This window comes from Streptomyces sp. NPDC050988, from assembly GCF_044456225.1.
Classification (GTDB): domain Bacteria; phylum Actinomycetota; class Actinomycetes; order Streptomycetales; family Streptomycetaceae; genus Streptomyces.
Map to the genome: position 1 here is coordinate 22817 of NZ_JBITFQ010000037.1, position 20157 is coordinate 42973.

A 20157-nucleotide genomic window follows, 5' to 3' on the forward strand; every position below is an offset into this window, starting at 1 on the left:
CCTCTCAGCCCAGCAGGACGTCGTCGTCACCGAGGCGCTTGAGCTCCCGGTAGATGATCGCAAGGCCGGTGACGATGGCGGCGGCGGATACGGCGGCGTCGATGAGCCTCAGGGTGTCCCCGTCACTGCGGGCCAGCTTGGCCTGCTTGGCGACACTGATCGCGCCGAACGCTGTACTGCCGAGCGACAGGTACAGCCCCTTCTTCGACTTCTTGAAGTTCTTTGCCTTGGCGGCCGTGGCACTCACAACGACGGAGCCTCCTCGATCAGCGGGTGCCCCCAGCGTTCCACGAACGCGGCCTCGACAGCAGCACCGACCTTGTAGAGGCGGTCGTCCTGCATCGCGGGGGCGATGATCTGCAGGCCCACGGGCAGGTTGTCCTCCGGCGCGAGACCGCAGGGCAGCGACATCGCGGCGTTGCCCGCGAGGTTCGTCGGAATGGTGCACAGGTCGGCGAGGTACATCGCCATCGGGTCGTCGGCGCGCTCGCCGATCGGGAAGGCGGTGGTCGGCGTGGTGGGCGACACGATCACGTCCACCTGCTCGAACGCCTTCTCGAAGTCGCGCGTGATGAGCGTACGGACCTTCTGGGCGCTGCCGTAGTACGCGTCGTAGTAGCCGGAGCTGAGCGCGTACGTGCCGAGCATGATGCGGCGCTTGACCTCGTCGCCGAAGCCGGCCTCGCGGGTGAGGGCGGTGACCTCCTCGGCGGAGTGCGTGCCGTCGTCGCCGGTGCGCAGGCCGTAGCGCAGGCCGTCGAAGCGGGCGAGGTTGCTCGAACACTCGGACGGGGCGATGAGGTAGTACGCCGAAAGGGCGAGGTCGAAGGACGGGCAGTCCAGCTCGACGATCTCGGCGCCCAGCTCCTTGAGGAGCGAGACGGACTCGTCGAAGCGCTGCACGACACCGGCCTGGTAGCCCTCGCCGCGGAACTGCTTGACGACACCGACGCGCATGCCTTCGACGCTGCCGTTGCGGGCGGCCTCGACGACGGCCGGTACGGGCGCGTCGATGGAGGTCGAGTCGAGGGGGTCGTGCCCGGCGATGACCTCGTGGAGGAGGGCGGCGTCGAGGACCGTACGGGCGCAGGGCCCGCCCTGGTCGAGGGAGGACGAGAACGCGACCATGCCGTACCGCGAGACGGCGCCGTACGTCGGCTTCACACCGACCGTGCCGGTGACCGAGGCGGGCTGCCGGATGGAGCCGCCCGTGTCCGTGCCGATGGCGAGGGGCGCCTGGTAGGAGGCGAGCGCGGCGGAGGAGCCACCGCCGGAGCCGCCGGGGATGCGGGTGAGGTCCCACGGGTTCCCGGTCGGGCCATAGGCGCTGTTCTCGGTGCTGGACCCCATGGCGAACTCGTCCATGTTGGTCTTGCCGAGAATGACGACGTCGGCGGCCTTGAGCCGCTTGGTGAGCGTCGCGTCGTAGGGCGGGATCCAGCCTTCGAGGATCTTCGAGCCGACGGTGGTAGGGATGCCCTCGGTGGTGAAGATGTCCTTGAGCGCGAGGGGGACGCCGGCGAGCGGGCCGAGCTTCTCGCCCCTCTCCCGCTTCTCGTCGACGGCACGGGCCTGGGCGAGCGCCCCGTCCCGGTCGACGTGCAGGAAGGCGTGCACCTTCTCGTCGACGGCCTCGATGCGCGCGAGGTGGGCCTCGGTGACCTCGACGGCGGTGAGTTCACCGGCGGCGATCCTGGAGGCGATCTCCGCGGCGGTGAGCTTGATGATGTTGACGTTGCTGTCCGTCATGGTGATTAGTCCTCCCCCAGGATCTGCGGCACCTTGAAACGCTGCTGCTCCTGGGCCGGGGCGCCGGAGAGCGCCTGCTCGGGGGTGAGCGACGGACGGACCTCGTCCGCGCGCATGACGTTCGTCAGCGGCAGCGGGTGGGAGGTCGGCGGTACGTCTTGGTCGGCGACCTCGCTGACGCGGGCGACCGCGCCGATGATGTCGTCGAGCTGGCCGGCGAAGTGGTCGAGCTCTTCGCCCTTCAGCTCCAGACGCGCCAGCCGGGCGAGGTGGGCGACCTCCTCGCGCGTGATGCCAGGCATGCAGCGATCCTCAGGGGTGAGTGAGTGTGGTTTGGCCCAATCCTATGGGTCGCACGGGCATCCCCGTACATCGGTTTCCCGGGCACGGCTCGGTGGGGGACGCATGCGGGCGGTACGGCCCGTACGGGTCTCACGCACCGCACGACGACCGGGACGGCCGGAAAACGGCCGAACCGCTGGAAAACGGCTGGACCGCCGGAAAACGGCCGGTCAGCCGGAAAACGGCCGGACCGCCACAAGACGGCCGGACGGCCGCCGACGGCGAGGACGCCCCACGGGAAACCTTCACGCCTCAGGTACCAGTAACGGGCGGTGCGGGCGGGAAGAAAACACCCCACCGACCCGCACCCGAAGAACTACTCCTCAGCCGCCGCAGGCAACGCCGCGGGCAACGCAGCCTTGGGCCGCTGCCACCCCCGAGACCCCCGCGCGAGCAGCCAGGCCGTGGCCTCCTCCGGAGGCATCGCCGCGGCGACGAGCCACCCCTGAACCGCGTCGCACCCGAGATCCCGGAGCCGCTCCCACGTCTCGTCGTCCTCGACCCCCTCGGCGACGACCAGCAGCCCGAGCGAGTGGGCGAGATCGATGGTGCACCGCACGATCTCGGCATCCTCGGTGTCCACCGCGAGCCGCGCCACGAACGACCGGTCGATCTTCAGCTCGCTCACGGGCAGCCGCCGCAGATGCACCAGCGACGAATACCCGGTCCCGAAGTCGTCGAGCGACATCTTCACGCCGTGCCCGGTCAGCCCCGCCAGGGTGTCCGCGGCGCGCTGCGGGTCCTCGAGCAGCACGTGTTCCGTTATCTCCAGCTGAAGCGCTCCCGCGGGAACCCCGTGCCGGGCGAGCCGCGCGGCGACCGCTCCGGCGAACCCGGGCGTGTGCACGTCCCGCGGTGACACGTTTACGGCGACCGGGACCCGCAGCCCCCGGGCCCGCCACCGCGCCACCTGGGCGAGCGCCGTCTCCAGCACGTACTCGGTGAGATGCGGCATCAGCCCGGACGACTCGGCGATGGCTATGAACTCGTCCGGCGGCACTTTCCCGCGCTCGGGATGCACCCACCGTACGAGCGCCTCAAGGCCCGCCACCTGTCCGTCGAAGCGGACCTTGGGCTGGTAGTGCAGCTCGACGTCTCCCGCGTCGAGCGCCCGCCGCAGGTCCCCCAGCAGTCCTAGCCGGTCGGGGGTGTTGGAGTCCCGCTTGGACTCGTACACCTCCACGCCCGTGCGGTCGCGCTTCGCCTGGTACATCGCGACGTCCGCCCGCCGCAGCAGCCCCTCCGCGTCCAGCGCGTGATCGGGGAAGACGGCGAGCCCGGCGCTGGCCTCCAGGACGAGGGTGAGCCCGTCGAGGTCGAGCGGTGACCCGAGCGTGGCCACGAGATTGCGGGCGACCCGCGTCGCGGACGTCGTCGAGTCGACGATGGGCAGTAACACGGCGAACTCGTCCCCGCCGAGCCGCGCGGCCTCCGCCCCGCGCGGCAGCGCCACCCGCAGCCGGTCCGCTATCTGCAACAGCAGCCGGTCTCCGGCGAGGTGACCGAGCGTGTCATTCACGGCCCTGAAGCGATCGAGATCGATCAGCATCAGAGCGGAACGTGCACCGATTCGTTCGGCGTCGTCCAGCGCCCGCCAGGTCCGTTCGAGTAGCCACTGCCGGTTGGGCAGTCCGGTGAGGGGGTCACGCAGTTGCTCCTCGGCCCGCGCCCGCGCTATCCAGAGCGTGGAGTCGAGAGCGATGAGCGGGACCGAGAAGAGCGGCAGCAGGACGGGGAGGGCGATCGCGACGACGCAGATCAGCGGGGCGATGCCGAGCAGCGCGACGGCGACCAGCCCCTGTCTGACCAGGGCCGTTCGCGCCACGGTCGGCAGTCCGCCCGTACGCGGCGCGTGGAGGTACCAGAGCAGCGCGCGGGAGACCACGAGATACGCCCCGGCCACCAACACCACCGAAGGAGCCGTGTAAACCGTCCAAGTCTCCGGTTTCCAGGGCGTCTCGACGGACGGCACCCGGCCGAACACGGCGAGCACCAGCGCCCCGGCGCCGATGCCGAGGATGTCCACCGCGCCGTGCAGCACGCCCTGCCGCCAGCGATGACGACGGGCTATGCCGACGAGGACGACGACCGTGAGGCTGACCATCCCGGCGGGCACCCAGCCGTACAGCAGCAGGACGGCGAGGGTGAGGGCCGCGCCGGAGCCCGTGCCGCCCCACCAGCGGGAACGGCCGAGCGCCACCAGGTGGCCGACGATGACGCCGACCAGGACCGCGAGCGCCCAGCCGGTGGAACCGGACGGAAAGAGCGCATGGTTCCCGGTGAACGCCCGGTAGAAGCCCGCGCCCAGGACGAACGCGGCCGACGTGACGACCGCCGTGGGCAGCGCGGGCCAGGACAGCTGCTTCTCGGACTCGTGGCCCGGCATGTGGGACGGGGATCCGGGGACGGAGGTGAGGCGGCCCGGGCCGTTCCCGGCCGCCGCGCTGTACTGTCCGGCGGCGCGCACCTGCCCGCCCGGACGCCCTGTGGGCCGCGCGACCCTGAGGCCCGCCCCGAACTCCCGGCTTCGCTCCAGCAAGGGGTGCCCCCATCGCCGCACGCCGGTCACCCAGCGTGGACGCAGCCGTGAGTCCGGGGCGGCGCTCTCGGTCGGTTCCATTCCCGTCCCTCTCACAGCCGGCGGTGCCCACGCCACGCGGCCCGATGCCCGACTAACCCTCAACGGCACCGCGTCTGATAACCCTTCCCCAGGCTCCCGAAGAGCAGGGGATGCCCCAACCGCAGCTGGGCACGGCAGGCGCACATCTCAACAGTAGGCCGCAGAAGGCTTCCACGGGCAGCGGTCGTCGACGGTTGCCCGAATGCGACCCGGCCACCCGTATGCATCTGGTATGCGCCGAACGGGTGGTCTTCAACCGCTACTCCTCGATCGGAAGCGCGACTTCGGCCGCTGCCTCCGGTCCTTGTTCGAGCAGAACGGCGAAGCCCTCCTCGTTCAGAACCGGCACTTTGAGCTGCATTGCCTTGTCATACTTCGATCCAGGATTGTCACCCACGACAACAAAAGCCGTCTTCTTCGAAACAGAACCGGTCACTTTCGCTCCCCGGCTCTGGAGTGCCTCTTTCGCTCCGTCGCGGGTGTGATGTTCCAGGGTGCCGGTGACGACGACCGTGAGCCCTTCGAGCGGGCGAGGTCCCTCGTCCTCGCCCGAGCTCTCCTCCTCCATACGGACGCCCGCGGCCTTCCACTTGCGGAGGATCTCCTGGTGCCAGTCCACCGTGAACCACTGCTTCAGCGAGGCGGCGATGGTGGGCCCGACGCCCTCGACGGCGGCCAGCTCCTCCTCCGTGGCCTGCTGGATGCGGTCGATCGAGCGGAACTCGCGTGCCAGGGCCTCGGCCGCGACCGGCCCCACGTGCCGGATGGACAGGCCGGTGATGATCCGGGCCAGCGGACGCTCCTTGGCGGCCGCGATGAAGTCCAGCATCGCGAGCGCGTTCTTCTTCGGGGCGCCCTCCTGGTTGGCGAAGACCGTGGCGATCTTCTCCTCGCCGGTCTTCGGGTCCCGCTTGGGCAGTCCGCTGTCCTGGTCGAGGACGTACGCCTTGATGGGCAGCAACTGCTCGATGGTGAGGTCGAAGAGGTCGCCCTCGTCCCTCAGGGGCGGCTCGGCCGGCTGCAGGGGCTTGGTGAGCGCGGCTGCGGCGACGTAACCGAAGTTCTCGATGTCCAGGCACTTGCGGCCGCCGAGGTAGAAGAGGCGCTCTCGCAACTGGGCCGGGCAGGTCTGGCCGTTCGGGCAGCGGAGGTCGATGTCGCCCTCCTTGGCGGGCGCCAGCGGTGTGCCGCACTCCGGGCACTCGGCGGGCATCACGAACTCCCGCTCGCTGCCGTCCCGCAGGTCGACGACCGGGCCGAGGATCTCCGGGATCACGTCTCCGGCCTTACGGAGCACCACGGTGTCGCCGATGAGGACGCCCTTGGCCTTCACCACGTCCTGGTTGTGCAGGGTGGCGAACTCGACCTCGGAGCCGGCCACCGTCACGGGCTCCACCTGCGCGTACGGAGTGACGCGGCCCGTGCGGCCCACGCCCACACGGATGTTGACCAGCTTGGTGTTGACCTCCTCCGGCGCGTACTTCCAGGCGATCGCCCAGCGAGGTGCGCGGGAGGTCGAGCCGAGGCGGCCCTGGAGGGGGATCTCGTCGAGCTTGACGACGACGCCGTCGATCTCGTGCTCCACGGAGTGGCGGTTCTCTCCGTAGAAGGCGATGAACTCCCGTACGCCGTCGAGGTCGTCGACCACCTTGCCGTAGCGGGTGGTCGGCAGTCCCCACGCGTGCAGCAGGTCGTACGCCTGGGAGAGGCGGCTCATGCCGTCGAAGCCCTGGAGGGCGCCGATGCCGTGGACGACCATGTGCAGCGGCCGGGTCGCCGTGATGCGGGGGTCCTTCTGGCGGAGTGAACCCGCCGCCGCGTTGCGCGGGTTGGCGAAGGGCTTGTCGCCCGCCTCCACCAGACGGGCGTTGAGCTCCTCGAACTTCTCCATCGGGAAGTAGACCTCGCCGCGGATCTCCACGACGTCCGGGATGCGGTCGCCGTGGAGGCGGTCGGGGATCTCCGTGATCGTACGGACGTTGGGCGTGATGTCCTCGCCGGTGCGGCCGTCGCCGCGGGTCGCCGCGCGCGTGAGACGGCCGTGCTCGTACGTGAGGTTGACCGCGAGGCCGTCGACCTTCAGCTCGCAGAGGAAGTGGTGGTCGGAGGTGCCGACCTCCTTGGCGACGCGGTCCGCCCAGCCGGCCAGCTCCTCGTCGTCGAAGGCGTTGTCCAGGGAGAGCATGCGCTCCCGGTGCTGGACGGCCGTGAACTCCGTCTCGTACGCCCCCGCGACCTTCTGGGTCGGTGAGTCGGGGGTGCGCAGCTCGGGATGCTCGTCCTCCAACGCCTCCAGGGCGCGCAGGAGTTTGTCGAAGTCGGCGTCGCTGACGACCGGCGCGTCCTTCACGTAGTACCGGAAGCGGTGCTCCTCGATCTGCTCAGCGAGCTGCGCGTGCTTCTCCCGCGCCTCGGCGGGCACGGGCCCCGCAGCCGAGGCCAATTGTGCGTCCTTGTCGCCGGCCACCGTGTCGTCCTCCCGTTACTCTGGGTTGTCCGCGAGGGATCTCGCCGCCCGGGCGCAGTGGGCGAGCGCCCGGCGCGCGTACTCGGGGGAGGCGCCCGCGAGTCCGCACGACGGTGTGAGTGTGACCGCCTCCGTGAGAAGCCCCGGATTCAGCCCCAGCCTGCGCCACAGCGTCCTGACACCCATGACGCTACCGGCAGGGTCTGACAATGCGGCATCCGTCCCGGGGACGACACCGGCGAAGAGCCTGGTCCCCCCTTCCACCGCTTCCCCGATCGTGTCGTCGTCACGCTCGGTGAGGAGAGCGAAGTCGAAGGAGACGGCGCTCGCCCCGGCTCTGCGCAGCAGCGCGAACGGGACGTCGGGGGCGCACGAGTGCACGACGACCGGACCGCCGGCCTGCACTGCGACGACGTCCCGCAGCGTGGCCTCGACGAGCTGCCGGTCGACGGCACGGTGGGTGCGGTAGCCGCTCGCGGACCTCACCCGGCCGCTCAGTACGGCGAAGAGGGACGGTTCGTCGAGTTGCAGGACGACATCGGCGCCGGGCACGCGACGGCGTACCTCGGCGAGGTGTTCGCGCAGTCCTTCGGCGAGCGATCCGGCGAGGTCGCGGCAGGCGCCGGGGTCGGAGAGCGCCACCTCGCCGTTGCGCAGTTCCAGAGCGGCGGCGAGCGTCCAGGGGCCGACCGCCTGGACCTTCAGCGGTCCCTGGTAGCCCTGGGTGAACTCCTCAAGGGCGTCGAGGTCTTCGCCGAGCCAGGACCTGGCCCGCTTGGTGTCCCGCCCCGGCCGGTCCCCGAGCCGCCAGCCGCTGGGCTCCACGCGCGCGTACAGCTCGGCGAGCATCCCGGCGGTACGCCCGATCATGTCGGCGCCGGGGCCCCGCGCGGGCAGTTCCGCCAGGAACGGCATGCCCGTCTCGGGGCCCTCGAAGGTCCCGGCCACGGTCTTGGCGGCCTCCCGGGCGTCCCCGCCCGGCATCGACCCGACACCGGTCGCGGGGCCGGGCCTGAACTCGCTGTTTTCGCTCACCCGGGCAGCCTACGGAATGCCCGCGGAACGGGACGCCACAGTCCGTGTCCGGGCTCGGGTCCGGGCGCGGGTCCGGGCGCGGGTCCGGATTCGGCTCCCCGTCAGCGGCCGGGACGTACCGTCATGTCGTTGATCTCCGCGTCCCGGGGCAGGTCGAGGGCCATGAGGATGCTCGTCGCGACGGACTCGGGGTCGATCCACTTCGAGGCGTCGTACTCCTTGCCCTCCTGCTGGTGGACCTTGGCCTGCATGGGGCTCGCGGTGCGGCCGGGATAGACGGTCGTGACCCGGACGCCGTTCGCGTGCTCCTCGTTGCGCAGGGAGTCGGCGAGGGCCTTCAGGCCGTGCTTGGAGGCGGCGTACGCGGACCAGCCGGCGGAGGCGCTGAGTCCGGCGCCGGAGTTGACGAAGATCACATGCCCCTGGGTGACGCGGAGTTGGGGCAGGAAGTGGCGGGTCAGCTCGGCGGGCGCGATCAGGTTCACATCGAGCTGGTGACGCCATGTCTTGGGGGTCAGCTCGCCGACCGGGCCGAGGTCGACCACACCCGCGATGTGCATGAGTGAGTCGATCCGGTCGGGCAGCGTCTGGTGCGAGAACGCCCAGGAGAGCCGGTCCGGGTCCGCGAGGTCGCCGACGAGGGTCCGGGATCCGGGGAACTCGGCGGCCAGCTCCTTCGCGCGGCCCGCGTCGCGCGCGTGCAGGACGAGTTCGTCCCCGCGCGCGTGGAGGCGGCGGGCGACGGCCGCGCCGATGCCGGAACCGGCCCCGGTGATCAGATGAGTAGGCATGCCCGCCATGCTCGCACGCGCATGTCCCTCCCCCGCCGGGCCCTACGGCCGCTGCCCCGGGCCCGCCGTGAGCCCTGGCGGCTCACTGAGTGCCCTGGCTCTCCTCCAGGTAGGCCAGTGCCCCGACAGGCTCTTCGGCGAAGAACACGAGCTCCGTGAGGGGCAGCGGCAGGAAGCCCTCGTCCTCCATGCGGCGGAACTGCTCCTTCAGGCCGTCGTAGAAGCCCGCGGTGTTGAGCAGGACGACCGGCTTGTCGGTGTGCCCGTGCTTCTTCAGCTCCAGGATGTCCGTCGCCTCGTCGAGCGTGCCCGTGCCGCCGACCATGATCACGACCGCGTCGGCCTTCTCCAGGAGCAGGGCCTTGCGCTCGGCGAGGTCGCCAGCGATGACCATCTCGTCGGCGCCCGTGCGCGCCTTGACCGCCAGGAACTCCACGGAGACGCCCAGCAGCCGTCCTCCGGCCTCCTGCACACCGTCGGCGACCACCTTCATCAGCCCGACGTCCGAACCGCCCCACACCAGCGTGTGCCCGCCCTTGCCGAGCAGCTCGGCGAACTCGCGGGCGGGTCGGGTGTAGCGCTCGTCGAGGTCGGCGGCCGAGAGGAAGACGCAGATATTCATGGCTCCACGCTACGACCCGGCACCGACATCGCCGTCACCCTCATCCTCGACTGACGGTGCGGCAGGGCCTCCCAGTCGTCCATGAAGCGGGCCGACAGGCCGTGGGTCGCGGCGAGTGCGACGAGGGTCTCCGTGCGGTAGTAGAAGTCCTCGCGGAGGACCTGGTGTTCCCTGCCCTCGGTCCGGTCGAAGGTGAAGTCGAAGAAGCCGCCTGGCGCGAGGATCCGGCCGACGTGCGCGAAGCACTCCTCGATGACGTGCGGCGGCGAGTGCGAGAACACGCTGTGCGCGTGCACCACGTCGAAGTGCGCGTCCGGCAGGAACGCGAACGTCAGGTTGTCGGTGAGCGTCAGATGCGGCAGCCGGTCCTGCAGACCCTCCCGTACGAGGGTGTCCTGGGCCGCGATGAGGATGTCCGGCGAGATGTCGATCCCGTAGTAGTGGCCGCTCTCCAGGTAGTCGATGAACAGCCGCCCGGCGCGCAGGTTCCCGCAGCCGATCTCCAGCATCCGGTGCTCCGGCTTGAGCCCGTGCCCCGTCAGGTAGTCGAACTGCATCCGGCCGATCTGTGTCCACCGGTCGCGTGACGGGTTGTGCCCCACCGCCGATTCGGCGCCGCGCGCGGTGTCCGAGGCCATCACGGCCCGGTAGTACGCGATGTGGTCATGGCCGTACCTCAGCCGCAGCCAGGCGTCACGCGTGGCCCTGCGCGCGTGCGCGGGGACCCTCTCGGGGTACCGCAGGGCGTATCGCACCTGGTGGGCCAGGGTCTTGCGGTTGCGGGTCAGGCGCGTGGCTCCCATGAGGACCTCCGCCGGAGAGCGGCCAGGAAAGAAACGGAAGAAGCGGACGGAACAGGACAGCAGAAGGTGGGAAAAGTGGCCGGAAAGCCGGGGAAGAACACGACAGCAGCCTGCGCTGTAGAGGACGAGACCGCTACCCGAGGAGGCCGAAAAGCCGTGACCCAAGGCCACCGCATCACCATCGAGCAGGGCACCGAGCACGTCCGTGTGGTACACGGCGGACAGGTGCTCGCCGAGAGCACACGCCCATTGCTCCTTCGCGAGACGGGCCTGCCCGTGCGCTACTACCTCCCCGCGGAGGACGTACGCCTCGATCTGCTGACCCCGTCGGAGACCCGCACCCACTGCCCCTTCAAGGGTGACGCGTCCTACTGGTCGCTGCCGGACGCTCCCGACCTCGTCTGGAGCTACCCCGACCCCAAGCCGGAGGTCGCCGAGATCAAGGACCACCTGTGCTTCTACGAAGTAGAAGCCGTTTGACCGATGAGTTCCGGACCGCCCGGCAGTCCTCACCGGCATGGAGAAGAAGACGATCTCGCGCGACGGCACGCCCATCGCGTACGAAGTCAGTGGTGAGGGCCCGGCGGTCATCCTCGTGACCGGGGCCATGGCCACGGGCGCTTCCGACGCGCCCCTGGCCTCGCTCCTGTCGGACCGGTTCAGCGCGGTCGTGTACGACCGCAGGGGCCGCGGCGACAGCGGTGACACACAGCCCTTCGCGGTGGCCCGGGAGGTCGAGGACATCGCGGCCCTCATCGAGGCCACGGGCGACGGCAGCGCGGGGCTGTACGGCATGTCGTCGGGCGCCGCACTGGTCCTGGAGGCGGCGGCGAGCGGGCTGCCGGTCGGCAGAGTGGCCGTCTACGAACCGCCGTTCGCCGTCTACGAAGGGGGCGAAAAACAGCGCGCGGAGTACACCGAGCGCCTCACCCAGCTGCTGGCGCAGGACAGGCGCGGAGACGCGGTGGAACTGTTCATCGCCCTGACCGGGGCTCCCCCCGAGGTCATCAGGGGCATGCGGCACTCCGCGGTGTGGCCGGCCCTGGAGGCGGTCGCCCCGACCCTCGCGTACGACAACGCCGTGATGGGCGACGGACTGGTCCCCCGCAAGCGCCTCGCCTCCGTCCCCGTGCCCGTGCTGGCCCTGGCGGGCGGCGCGAGCCCCGAGTGGATGCGCGAGTCCGCCCGGGCCACCGCGGAGGCGGCACCGGACGGGGCGTATCGCGTGCTGGAGGGCCAGACCCACATGGTGGATCCGGGGGTACTGGCTCCGGCGCTGGCGGAGTTCTTCGCCGTGTAGCCGTACGGCAGGGCCGGGGTGCCTCAGGCCAGTGCGGTCGCCACGCGCGTAGTCGTCGCGATCGTCGCCGAGCCCACCACGCGGGTGTCGTCGTAGAGGACGATCGCCTGGCCGGGGGCGACGCCGCGGACGGGCTCGGTGAAGGTGACCTCCAGGGAGCCGTCGACGAGTTCCGCCGTCACCTCCGTCTCGCCGCCGTGCGCGCGGAGCTGGGCCGTGTACGTGCCCGGGCCCGCCGGAGCGGCACCGCACCAGCGGGGCTTGACGGCCGTCAGGGCGGAGACGTCCAGCGCGGCCGCCGGGCCGACCGTCACGGTGTTGTCCACGGGCGAGATGTCGAGCACGTACCGCGGCTTGCCGTCGGGGGCCGGGGTGCCGATGCGCAGGCCCTTGCGCTGGCCGATCGTGAAGCCGAACGCGCCCTCGTGGCTGCCGACGACCGTGCCGGACTCGTCGACGATGTCGCCCTCCGCCTTGCCCAGGCGGTTCGCGAGGAAGCCCTGGGTGTCGCCGTCGGCGATGAAGCAGATGTCGTGCGAGTCCGGCTTCTTGGCGACCGCCAGGCCGCGGCGCTCGGCCTCCGCGCGGATCTCGTCCTTCGTGGTGAGCGTGTCGCCGAGCGGGAAGAGCGCGTGCGCCAGCTGACGGTCGTCCAGCACACCGAGGACGTACGACTGGTCCTTGGCCATGTCCGAGGCGCGGTGCAACTCACGCGTGCCGTCCTCGCGCACGATCACCTTGGCGTAGTGGCCGGTGCAGACCGCGTCGAAGCCGAGGGCGAGGGCCTTGTCGAGCAGAGCCGCGAACTTGATCTTCTCGTTGCAGCGCAGACAGGGGTTCGGGGTGCGGCCGGCCTCGTACTCGGCGACGAAGTCCTCGACCACGTCCTCGCGGAAGCGCTCGGCGAGGTCCCACACGTAGAACGGGATGCCGATGACGTCCGCGGCGCGGCGGGCGTCGCGCGAATCCTCGATGGTGCAACAGCCACGCGCACCCGTGCGGAACGATTGCGGGTTCGCCGAGAGGGCGAGGTGGACACCGGTCACGTCATGCCCTGCTTCCGCGGCACGGGCGGCGGCGACGGCGGAGTCCACACCACCGGACATGGCGGCCAGTACGCGAAGGGGGCGCTGCGAGGTCTCAGTCATAACCCTTCAAGGGTACGGGTCCGTGGGAACCGGAGCCCACGAGTATCCGTTCGACTAGACATGCACGATCAGGGTGGGGATACGGCGAAGGACACGGACCGGCGGATCGGACGCCGTGCGCTGCTCATCGGCGGGGCCGTGGCCGCCGTGGGCACCGCCGTGCTGGCCCAGGACGATCTGAGACGCATGTGGTGGCGGCTGCCGAGCGTGGAGAAGCCGCGCGAGGAGGGGGCGGTCGACTTCCGGGGCGCGCGCTGGGTGGCGGCGTCCTCGTCGAACTGGCGTATGGCCGACCGGCCCGACGACTTCGGCATAGACCGCGTGATCATCCATGTCACCCAGGGCAGTTACGAGAGCGCGGTGAAGGTCTTCCAGAACCCCGCGCACGGCGCCGCCACGCACTACATCGTCCGCCAGGACGGCCGCGTCACGCAGATGATCCGCGAGCTGGACGTGGCCTTCCACGCGGGCAACCGCGATTTCAACGAGCGGAGCGTCGGCATCGAGCACGAGGGCTTCGTGGACCGCCCGAAGGACTTCACGGACGCGATGTACGAGGCCTCGGCCCGTCTGACGGCCCGTATCTGCGCCCGGTACGACATCCCGGTCGACCGGGAGCACATCATCGGCCACGTCGAGGTACCGGGCACGGACCACACGGACCCGGGCCCGCACTGGGACTGGAAGAGATACATACCCCTGGTGCGCGAGGCAGCCGAGCGGTCGGCCTCCCCGTCGGCGGAGCCGTCCACGCGCGGCGCGTAGCCGGGCGCGTGACGGCTGGCGCGCCCGTCAGGGGCGCGGGGAACTGCGCGCTCAGCCACGGCAGGCCCGCAGCTACGAACGGCCCGCACCCAAGAACCGCACATCCAGCGGAGCGCTCAGCTCAGCCCCGCCGTCCGCGCCCTCTCCACCGCCGGCCCGATCGCCTTCGCGACCGCCTCGACGTCCGTCTCCGTCGAGGTGTGGCCGAGGGAGAAGCGGAGGGTGCCGCGGGCGAGGTCGGGGTCGGTGCCCGTGGCGAGGAGTACGTGGCTCGGCTGGGCCACACCGGCCGTGCACGCGGAGCCCGTGGAGCACTCGATGCCCTGCGCGTCGAGCAGCAGGAGCAGCGAGTCCCCCTCGCAGCCGGGGAACGTGAAGTGGGCGTTGGCCGGCAGGCGGCCCCCGCTCGCCGGATCGCCGCCGAGAATCGCGTCCGGCACGGCCTGGAGCACGGCGTCGACCAGGTCGTCGCGCAGCCCGCCGATCTCGCGGACGAACCACTCGCGCTGCTCGGCGGCGGTCCGGCCCGCCACGGCGAACGCGGCGACGGCCGGCACGTCCAGGGTGCCGGAGCGTACGTGCCGCTCCTGCCCCCCGCCGTGCAGGACCGGTACGGGGCTGTACTCCCGGCCCAGCAGCAGCGCCCCGATGCCGTACGGGCCGCCGATCTTGTGGCCCGAGACGGTCATCGCGGCGAGGCCCGAGGCGCCGAAGTCGACGGGGACCTGACCGAAGGCCTGGACGGCGTCGGCGTGCAGCGGGATGTCGAACTCCCCTGCCACATCGGCCAGTTCACGGACCGGCATGACCGTGCCGATCTCGTTGTTGGCCCACATGACGGTCGCGAGGGCTACGTCGTCGGGGTTGCGCGCGATGGCCTCGCGGAGCGCCTCGGGGTCGACGCGGCCGTACCGGTCGACGGGGAGGTACTCGACCGTGGCGCCCTCGTGCTCGCCGAGCCAGTGGACCGCGTCGAGGACGGCGTGGTGCTCCACGGGGCTCGCGAGGACCCGGGTGCGGGCCGGGTCGGCGTCGCGGCGGGACCAGTACAGGCCCTTCACGGCGAGGTTGTCGGCCTCGGTGCCGCCGGAGGTGAAGACCACCTCGCTCGGGCGGGCGCCCAGGGCGTCCGCGAGGGTTTCGCGGCCTTCCTCGACCGTCCGGCGGGCGCGGCGGCCGGCGGCGTGCAGGGAGGATGCGTTGCCGGTGACGGAGAACTGCGAGGTCATTGCCTCGACCGCCTCCGGGAGCATCGGGGTGGTCGCGGCGTGGTCGAGGTATGCCATGGTAGGCCCGATTCTAGGGCCCGCTATCTGGTGGGCTGGTCGGGCGGGGGTTGTTTGCGGGGCGCACGCCGGGGGTGCCTACCGGGGCTCTCTCTCAGCCTCTCCTAGGCCAGGCACCCGGAGTCGGAGGCTGTGCCCACCCGTTCCGCCCTGCGGAACGCCTGCCCACAGCGACAGTGGGCCGGCGACCTCAGAAGCTCCAGGACAGCGTGCTGTCCGCCGACATGAACGCCAGTAGGACCAGGAGGTCGGCGATTCCGAGGCCCAGGCCGAGGAAGGCTCGGCCGCGGCGGGTGGTGCCGCGGTAGAGGGCCGCCGAGGCGAGGGCGATGGAGATGGGGCCGAGGAAGATGTTCAGGGCCAGCAGGCCGACGAGACCGAGGATGAACGAGGCGACGGCCATGCCGTCGGCGTCACGGACGGTGCTCCGGCGCCGCGGGGCGGCGGTGGTGAGTTCCATGTGTCTGCTCCCAACAGGCAGTCGAACAGTCAGGTGGGCGTGGGTGGTTGAGGGGTTCGGCCGGTTGGGCCGGTTCAGCCCGACGTCTCGCGGCGCCGGCCGTGGCGCTCGCGGACCGCGAAGACGGCCAGCCACACGCCGATGACGGCGGCGGCGACGAGGGTGAAGGACAGCGGGGCGTGGGCCACGGTGCCGAGCATGAGGCCCAGCAGCAGGAGCGCTGCGACGAGGAACAGCATGAGATGCCTCTCGTGGTGAGTCCGGCGAGCCGCCGTGTCCGCTCCGCACAGCTCCGTACGGAGGCGAATGTCCCCGGATGTTTCCGGGACCCAACAACTCGGTGAACGCTTGTGGTTACAGTTGTTCACTGACTCCAGAGTCTAGCGCGCCCCACGACTTTCCCATCACGGAGAACAGTTGTTAACTACATGGCATGAGTCACACCCTCGGCATCCGGCAGGCCCAGAAGCAGAAGACCCGACAGGCGTTCCTGGACGCCGCGTTGAGCCTGCTGGAGGAGCAGAGCCTCAGCAGCCTGGGCCTGCGCGAGGTCACCCGAGCCGTCGGCGTCGCCCCGACCGCCTTCTACCGGCACTTCCACTCGACCGCGGATCTCGGAGTCGCCCTGGTCGAGGAGGCGCTGGGCAGCCTGCACCCGATGATCGCCGGAACGGTGTCGGCGTCCGGCGACAGCGACGAACGCATAGACCGCGCCGTCGCCCTGATCGCCCGTCATGTGCGCGAGCACCCGGCGCACATCCGGTTCATCGCCCGGGAGCGCAACGGCGGGGTACAGAAGGTCCGGTCCGCGATCGCGGAACAGATGGCCCGGTTCGCCGACGAGGTGAAGGCCGAACTGGTCAAGCAGCCCGAGTCCGCCGGCTGGAGCGACGACGACCTGCTGATGCTCGCCGGACTGTACGTCGACCAGATGCTGATGACCGCCAGTACGTTCCTGGAGGCCGCCCCCGAGGAACAGGACCAGGTGGCCCGGGTGGCCACCCGCCGGATGCGGCTGATCAGCATCGGCCGCCGCCACTGGCTGGGCTGACACCCCGCGACACGACTCGGCCCACACGCGCGAGGGGCGCGTACGACAGTGCCGTACGCGCCCCTCGCACCCTTCGCGCCCTTCACCACTGGCCGCGAGCGGGTCAGCCCTGGGCCTGCTGCCCCTGCCCTTGCCCCTGCTGACCGCCGGTCCCGCAGCCTCCGCCCGGGCCGCCGCCCTGCCCGCCGCCGGGGCCGCCGCCGGCCGCGCCCGACGGCATCCCGGAGGGCGCGCCCGACGGGGCCTTGCCCGTGGCGGCACCGGAGGGAGCACCGGAAGCCGCTCCCGAGGGCGCCCCGGACGGCGCCCCGCTGGGCATCCCTGAAGGCGCACCGCTCGGCGCGCCCGACGGTGCCTGGCAACTCTGCTGCCCCGAGCCGCCGTTGCCGTTGCCATTGCCCGAGGACGACGAGGAGTCGCTCGAACCGCAGGCCGTCAACAGGAGCGGTGACAGCGCCAGCAGGGCGATGGCGGGGACGTGACGTACGCGCGTCATGCGGACAGGCTTCATGAGGGCAACTCCCGTTTGGATGAGCGGAATCTGAGAGCCGCATGCAACCAACCGCCCTTAGGACCAGCTTGGGCCCGCGCTGTGGCCCGCCTGTGGCCGACGCAAAGACCACCTCAACAAACCCGTCCTGACCTGCACTTACATCCGCTCGGCCCAACTCCCTCACTGGTACAGGTCCGTGACAGAGGCCAGGAGGCGGCCGACCGCGTACGGATCAGCCGAGCCGCACCCTGGCCAGCTGACGCGACTGGGCGACGAGCCGGTCCGCACTGTCCCAGACCTCGGCGTCCTCCTCCAGGAAGCCGCCCGCGAGGTTGCGGGTGGTGATGGAGACGCGGAGGGGGCCCGGCGCCGGACGGCAGCGCACGTGCACGGTCAGCTCGACTGTCGGCACCCAGCCGGACAGGCCGAGTTCGAAGGCGGTCGGCGGCAGCGCGTCCACCGCGAGGAGCAGCGAGAGAGGGTCCGGGTCGCGGCCGTCGGCCAGGCCGAACCAGGACCGCATCTCGCCCTTGCCGGACGGCGATCCGAGGGCCCAGCCCAGGGTGGCGGGGTCGAGCTTGAGCATCAGCCGGTCGGCGATCGCGGAGCTGCCGGAGACGGGGGCGGGTCCGTCCTCGGGTCCGAAGCACTGGTCCATGGGCGGAATCGCGGGCGGCCGGGCCGCCGTACGGACGTCGTCGGGCAGGGCATCGAGGTCCCCGTAGGAGGCGAGCACGCGGATCCGCTCGACCTCGCGGCCCTGGTCGTCGTACTGGAACAGGGAGGCCTGGCCGGTAGAGAGGGTGCGACCGGTGCGTACGACGTCGGTGCGGACGACCGCCGGGCCCGGCTGGGACGCGGTCAGGTAGTGCGCGGAGATCGTGAACGGGTCGGCGTGCGGCAGGGCGTCGGCGAGCGCGCGGCCCAGGACGGCGAGCAGGTAGCCGCCGTTGACCGCGCTGATGATCGTCCACCCGGCGGACAGGTCGATGTCGTAGACGCCGGGTGCGCGACGGGTGACCGCGGTGTCGCGGTCGAACTCGCTGTCGCCGATCCTGGCCTTTACCGCGTGCACGGAAGCTGCTTCTGACATGCCTGAACGGTACAACAGTTCGTTACTAAGCAGTAGCTTTTTCTGTTTCGATCACGTGAAACGGCCCGTGGCCCGCCTCACTCCGCCACCTCGACCGCCGTCGAGCGCCGGTGCCACGCCCGGGGCGCGCGCCAGTGGTATCGCATCGCGAGCAGCCGCAGCGCGAAGGCCGTGACGACGGCGAGCGCGGAGGTGAAGGTGTTCAGGGCGTCGTAGCGGATGCACAGCGCGACCATCGCGCTGCCGACGATGGCGGGCACGGCGTAGAGGTCCCGGTCCCAGCGCAGCAGCGAGGGAACCTCGTTGGCGAGGACGTCCCGCAGCACACCGCCGCCGACCGCGGTCGCGAGTCCGAGGGTCGCCGAGGCGGTGAGGCCGAGCCCGTACTCGTACGCCTTCGTCGTGCCCGCGACGCAGAAGAGGCCGAGTCCGGCCGCGTCGAAGATGTTCACGCCGAGCTGGATCCGCTCCACCTCGGGGTGGAGGAAGAAGACCAGCAGGGCGGCGAGCAGCGGGGTGAGGAAGTACCCCAGATCCGTGAAGGCCGCGGGCGGCACGGCTCCGATGACCAGGTCCCGGAACAGCCCGCCGCCCAGCGCGGTGACCTCGGCGAGGACCGCGATGCCGAAGACGTCGAAGTTCTTGCGGACGGCCAGCAGGGCACCTGAGATCGCGAAGACGAAGATGCCGACCAGGTCGAGTGTGTGCTGGACGGACGGGGTGAAGAGTTCCTGGATCACCCGAACATTCTCGCCCAGCACTGAGCCCCTGCCTTCCATTGCAAGGCAGGGGCTCGGTGATACTTACTACTCCTTGGCAGGCTACTCCTTGGCGGGAGCGTCACCCGCGGAGGCTTCGTCGGCCTCGGAGGCCGCTTCGGGAGCAGCCTCCTTCGCCGGAGCCTCCTTGGAAACCGCCGGCGACTCCTTGGCAGCCGGTGTCTCCGTGGCAGCCGCCACCTCGGCCGCGACCGCCGCCGACGTGGCCGCGGACTCCGCGAGCACCTCGTCGGCCACCAGCTCCGCCGCCTCCTTGGCGGCGGTCAGCAGCACGGTGTCCTGCGGGGCCTGGTCCTCGAAGTTCTCCGGGTGGTGGCAGGCCACCTGCTGACCGGGCTTCAGCTCCAGGAGCGGCGGCTCGGTCGTCGTGCAGATCTGCGTGGCCTTCCAGCACCGCGTGTGGAAGCGGCACCCGCTCGGCGGCGAGATCGGCGAGGGCACATCACCCTTGAGCAGGATGCGCTCGCTCTTGGCCGACCTGCGCCGGGGGTCCGGGATCGGCACCGCCGACATCAGCGCCTTGGTGTACGGGTGCATCGGCGCCTTGTACAGCGACTCGCGGTCGGCCAGCTCGACGATCTTGCCGAGGTACATCACGGCGATACGGTCCGAGACATGGCGTACGACGGACAGGTCGTGCGCGATGATCACGTACGTGAGGCCCAGCTCCTGCTGGAGGTCGTCCAGCAGGTTCACCACCTGCGCCTGGATCGACACGTCGAGCGCGGAGACCGGCTCGTCCGCCACGACCATCTTCGGGTTGAGCGCGAGCGCGCGGGCGATGCCGATGCGCTGGCGCTGGCCGCCGGAGAACTCGTGCGGGTAGCGGTTGTAGTGCTCGGGGTTGAGACCGACCACCGACAGCAGCCGCTGGACCTCCTTCTTGATGCCGCCCTCGGGCATGACGCCCTGGAGCTTGAAGGGGGCGCTGATGATCGTGCCGATCGTGTGGCGCGGGTTCAGCGACGAGTACGGGTCCTGGAAGATCATCTGGACGTCACGGCGCATCGGGCGCATGCCGGCGACGCTGAGGTGCGTGATGTCCTTGCCCTCGAACTCGACCTTGCCGGCCGTCGGTTCGAGCAGCCGCGTGATCAGCCGGCCCATCGTCGACTTGCCGCAGCCCGACTCGCCCACGACACCGAGCGTCTCGCCGGACCTGACCTCGAAGTCGATGCCGTCGACCGCCCGCACCGCGCCGACCTGCCGCTGGAGCAGGCCCTTGCGGATCGGGAAGTGCTTCTGCAGGCCGGTCACCTTCAGGAGCGTCTCGCCGGGGGCGGCGTCCTTGGTGAGGGTCGCCACGCCGTCGCTCTGCGCGGGGATGACCACGGGTTTGTCCTCTGCTTTGTC

Annotated in this window: 21 protein-coding genes; 4 read left to right on the forward strand and 17 right to left on the reverse strand. The window is 70.8% G+C overall.

Translation table 11 applies throughout. From position 1 onward, the window contains the following. Window positions 1-4: 4 nt before the first annotated feature. From ACIBEI_RS43130 to ACIBEI_RS43170, 9 genes are all read right to left on the reverse strand, one after another. Entirely contained in the window at window positions 5-247 is a 243-nt protein-coding gene (locus ACIBEI_RS43130) for a hypothetical protein (protein WP_398896408.1), read from the reverse strand. Continuing rightward, window positions 244-1749, reverse strand: coding sequence for an Asp-tRNA(Asn)/Glu-tRNA(Gln) amidotransferase subunit GatA (gene gatA, locus ACIBEI_RS43135; protein WP_398896410.1), 1506 nt, complete (start codon window positions 1747-1749; stop codon window positions 244-246). The genes ACIBEI_RS43130 and gatA overlap by 4 nt, the downstream gene beginning before the upstream one ends. Window positions 1750-1754: 5 nt before the next feature. Next, window positions 1755-2051: an Asp-tRNA(Asn)/Glu-tRNA(Gln) amidotransferase subunit GatC gene (gatC, locus tag ACIBEI_RS43140; protein WP_015036350.1), complete on the reverse strand. Its 297-nt coding sequence runs from the start codon at window positions 2049-2051 to the stop codon at window positions 1755-1757. 356 nt (window positions 2052-2407) lie between these two features. Then, entirely contained in the window at window positions 2408-4711 is a 2304-nt protein-coding gene (locus ACIBEI_RS43145) for a putative bifunctional diguanylate cyclase/phosphodiesterase (protein ID WP_398896412.1), read from the reverse strand. Between the two features lie 259 nt (window positions 4712-4970). Beyond that, the gene (gene ligA, locus ACIBEI_RS43150) at window positions 4971-7178 is read right to left on the reverse strand and encodes an NAD-dependent DNA ligase LigA (protein ID WP_398896414.1); all 2208 of its coding nucleotides are present in this window, start codon (window positions 7176-7178) and stop codon (window positions 4971-4973) included. Between the two features lie 15 nt (window positions 7179-7193). Next, entirely contained in the window at window positions 7194-8213 is a 1020-nt protein-coding gene (locus ACIBEI_RS43155) for a methionine synthase (RefSeq protein WP_398896416.1), read from the reverse strand. Window positions 8214-8314: 101 nt separating this feature from the next. Further along, window positions 8315-9013, reverse strand: coding sequence for an SDR family oxidoreductase (locus tag ACIBEI_RS43160; protein ID WP_398896418.1), 699 nt, complete (start codon window positions 9011-9013; stop codon window positions 8315-8317). Between the two features lie 73 nt (window positions 9014-9086). Then, window positions 9087-9626: a TIGR00730 family Rossman fold protein gene (locus tag ACIBEI_RS43165; protein ID WP_398896420.1), complete on the reverse strand. Its 540-nt coding sequence runs from the start codon at window positions 9624-9626 to the stop codon at window positions 9087-9089. Next, complete coding sequence (locus ACIBEI_RS43170; RefSeq protein WP_398896422.1) at window positions 9623-10429, reverse strand: class I SAM-dependent DNA methyltransferase; 807 nt, start codon at window positions 10427-10429, stop codon at window positions 9623-9625. The genes ACIBEI_RS43165 and ACIBEI_RS43170 overlap by 4 nt, the downstream gene beginning before the upstream one ends. Before the next feature lie 156 nt (window positions 10430-10585). On the opposite strand from ACIBEI_RS43170, the gene ACIBEI_RS43175 reads away from it, so the two are divergent. Together ACIBEI_RS43175 and ACIBEI_RS43180 are read left to right on the forward strand one after the other, a co-directional pair. Continuing rightward, window positions 10586-10909 (forward strand): DUF427 domain-containing protein, encoded by a 324-nt coding sequence (locus tag ACIBEI_RS43175; RefSeq protein ID WP_142940575.1) that lies wholly within the window; start codon window positions 10586-10588, stop codon window positions 10907-10909. 37 nt (window positions 10910-10946) lie between these two features. Further along, entirely contained in the window at window positions 10947-11729 is a 783-nt protein-coding gene (locus ACIBEI_RS43180; protein ID WP_398896424.1) for an alpha/beta fold hydrolase, read from the forward strand. A gap of 23 nt (window positions 11730-11752) precedes the next feature. Here ACIBEI_RS43180 and mnmA read toward each other — a convergent pair whose 3' ends face one another. Beyond that, on the reverse strand, window positions 11753-12877 hold the full coding sequence (gene mnmA, locus ACIBEI_RS43185; protein ID WP_398896426.1) for a tRNA 2-thiouridine(34) synthase MnmA: 1125 nt from the start codon (window positions 12875-12877) through the stop codon (window positions 11753-11755). A 60-nt stretch (window positions 12878-12937) separates the two neighbouring features. Between mnmA and ACIBEI_RS43190 the strand changes: the two genes are divergently transcribed. Continuing rightward, complete coding sequence (locus tag ACIBEI_RS43190; protein WP_398896428.1) at window positions 12938-13642, forward strand: N-acetylmuramoyl-L-alanine amidase; 705 nt, start codon at window positions 12938-12940, stop codon at window positions 13640-13642. A 116-nt stretch (window positions 13643-13758) separates the two neighbouring features. Here the strand turns inward: ACIBEI_RS43190 and ACIBEI_RS43195 are convergent, their stop codons facing one another. The 3 genes from ACIBEI_RS43195 to ACIBEI_RS43205 all read right to left on the reverse strand — a co-directional run bounded on the left by ACIBEI_RS43195 (window position 13759) and on the right by ACIBEI_RS43205 (window position 15627). After that, window positions 13759-14928 carry a cysteine desulfurase family protein gene (locus tag ACIBEI_RS43195; RefSeq protein ID WP_398896430.1) on the reverse strand — a complete coding sequence of 390 codons (1170 nt, stop codon included), beginning with the start codon at window positions 14926-14928 and terminating at the stop codon, window positions 13759-13761. 190 nt (window positions 14929-15118) lie between these two features. Further along, window positions 15119-15388 (reverse strand): DUF4190 domain-containing protein, encoded by a 270-nt coding sequence (locus tag ACIBEI_RS43200; protein WP_143640563.1) that lies wholly within the window; start codon window positions 15386-15388, stop codon window positions 15119-15121. Window positions 15389-15462: 74 nt separating this feature from the next. Continuing rightward, a complete protein-coding gene (locus ACIBEI_RS43205) occupies window positions 15463-15627 on the reverse strand; it encodes a hypothetical protein (protein ID WP_398896433.1) in 165 nt (54 codons plus the stop codon). A 194-nt stretch (window positions 15628-15821) separates the two neighbouring features. Here ACIBEI_RS43205 and ACIBEI_RS43210 point away from each other — a divergent pair, with 194 nt between their 5' ends. Beyond that, a complete protein-coding gene (locus ACIBEI_RS43210) occupies window positions 15822-16439 on the forward strand; it encodes a TetR family transcriptional regulator (protein ID WP_398896435.1) in 618 nt (205 codons plus the stop codon). 103 nt (window positions 16440-16542) lie between these two features. Here the strand turns inward: ACIBEI_RS43210 and ACIBEI_RS43215 are convergent, their stop codons facing one another. The 4 genes from ACIBEI_RS43215 to ACIBEI_RS43230 form a co-directional block, all read right to left on the reverse strand. Then, window positions 16543-16935, reverse strand: a complete 393-nt coding sequence (locus ACIBEI_RS43215) for a hypothetical protein (RefSeq protein WP_398896437.1) — start codon at window positions 16933-16935, stop codon at window positions 16543-16545. Between the two features lie 229 nt (window positions 16936-17164). Next, entirely contained in the window at window positions 17165-18025 is an 861-nt protein-coding gene (locus tag ACIBEI_RS43220; RefSeq protein ID WP_398896439.1) for a thioesterase family protein, read from the reverse strand. Between the two features lie 77 nt (window positions 18026-18102). Beyond that, window positions 18103-18804, reverse strand: a complete 702-nt coding sequence (locus ACIBEI_RS43225) for a trimeric intracellular cation channel family protein (protein ID WP_398896441.1) — start codon at window positions 18802-18804, stop codon at window positions 18103-18105. Window positions 18805-18846: 42 nt separating this feature from the next. After that, a complete protein-coding gene (locus ACIBEI_RS43230; RefSeq protein WP_398896500.1) occupies window positions 18847-20136 on the reverse strand; it encodes an ABC transporter ATP-binding protein in 1290 nt (429 codons plus the stop codon). Between the last annotated feature and the right edge of the window lie 21 nt (window positions 20137-20157).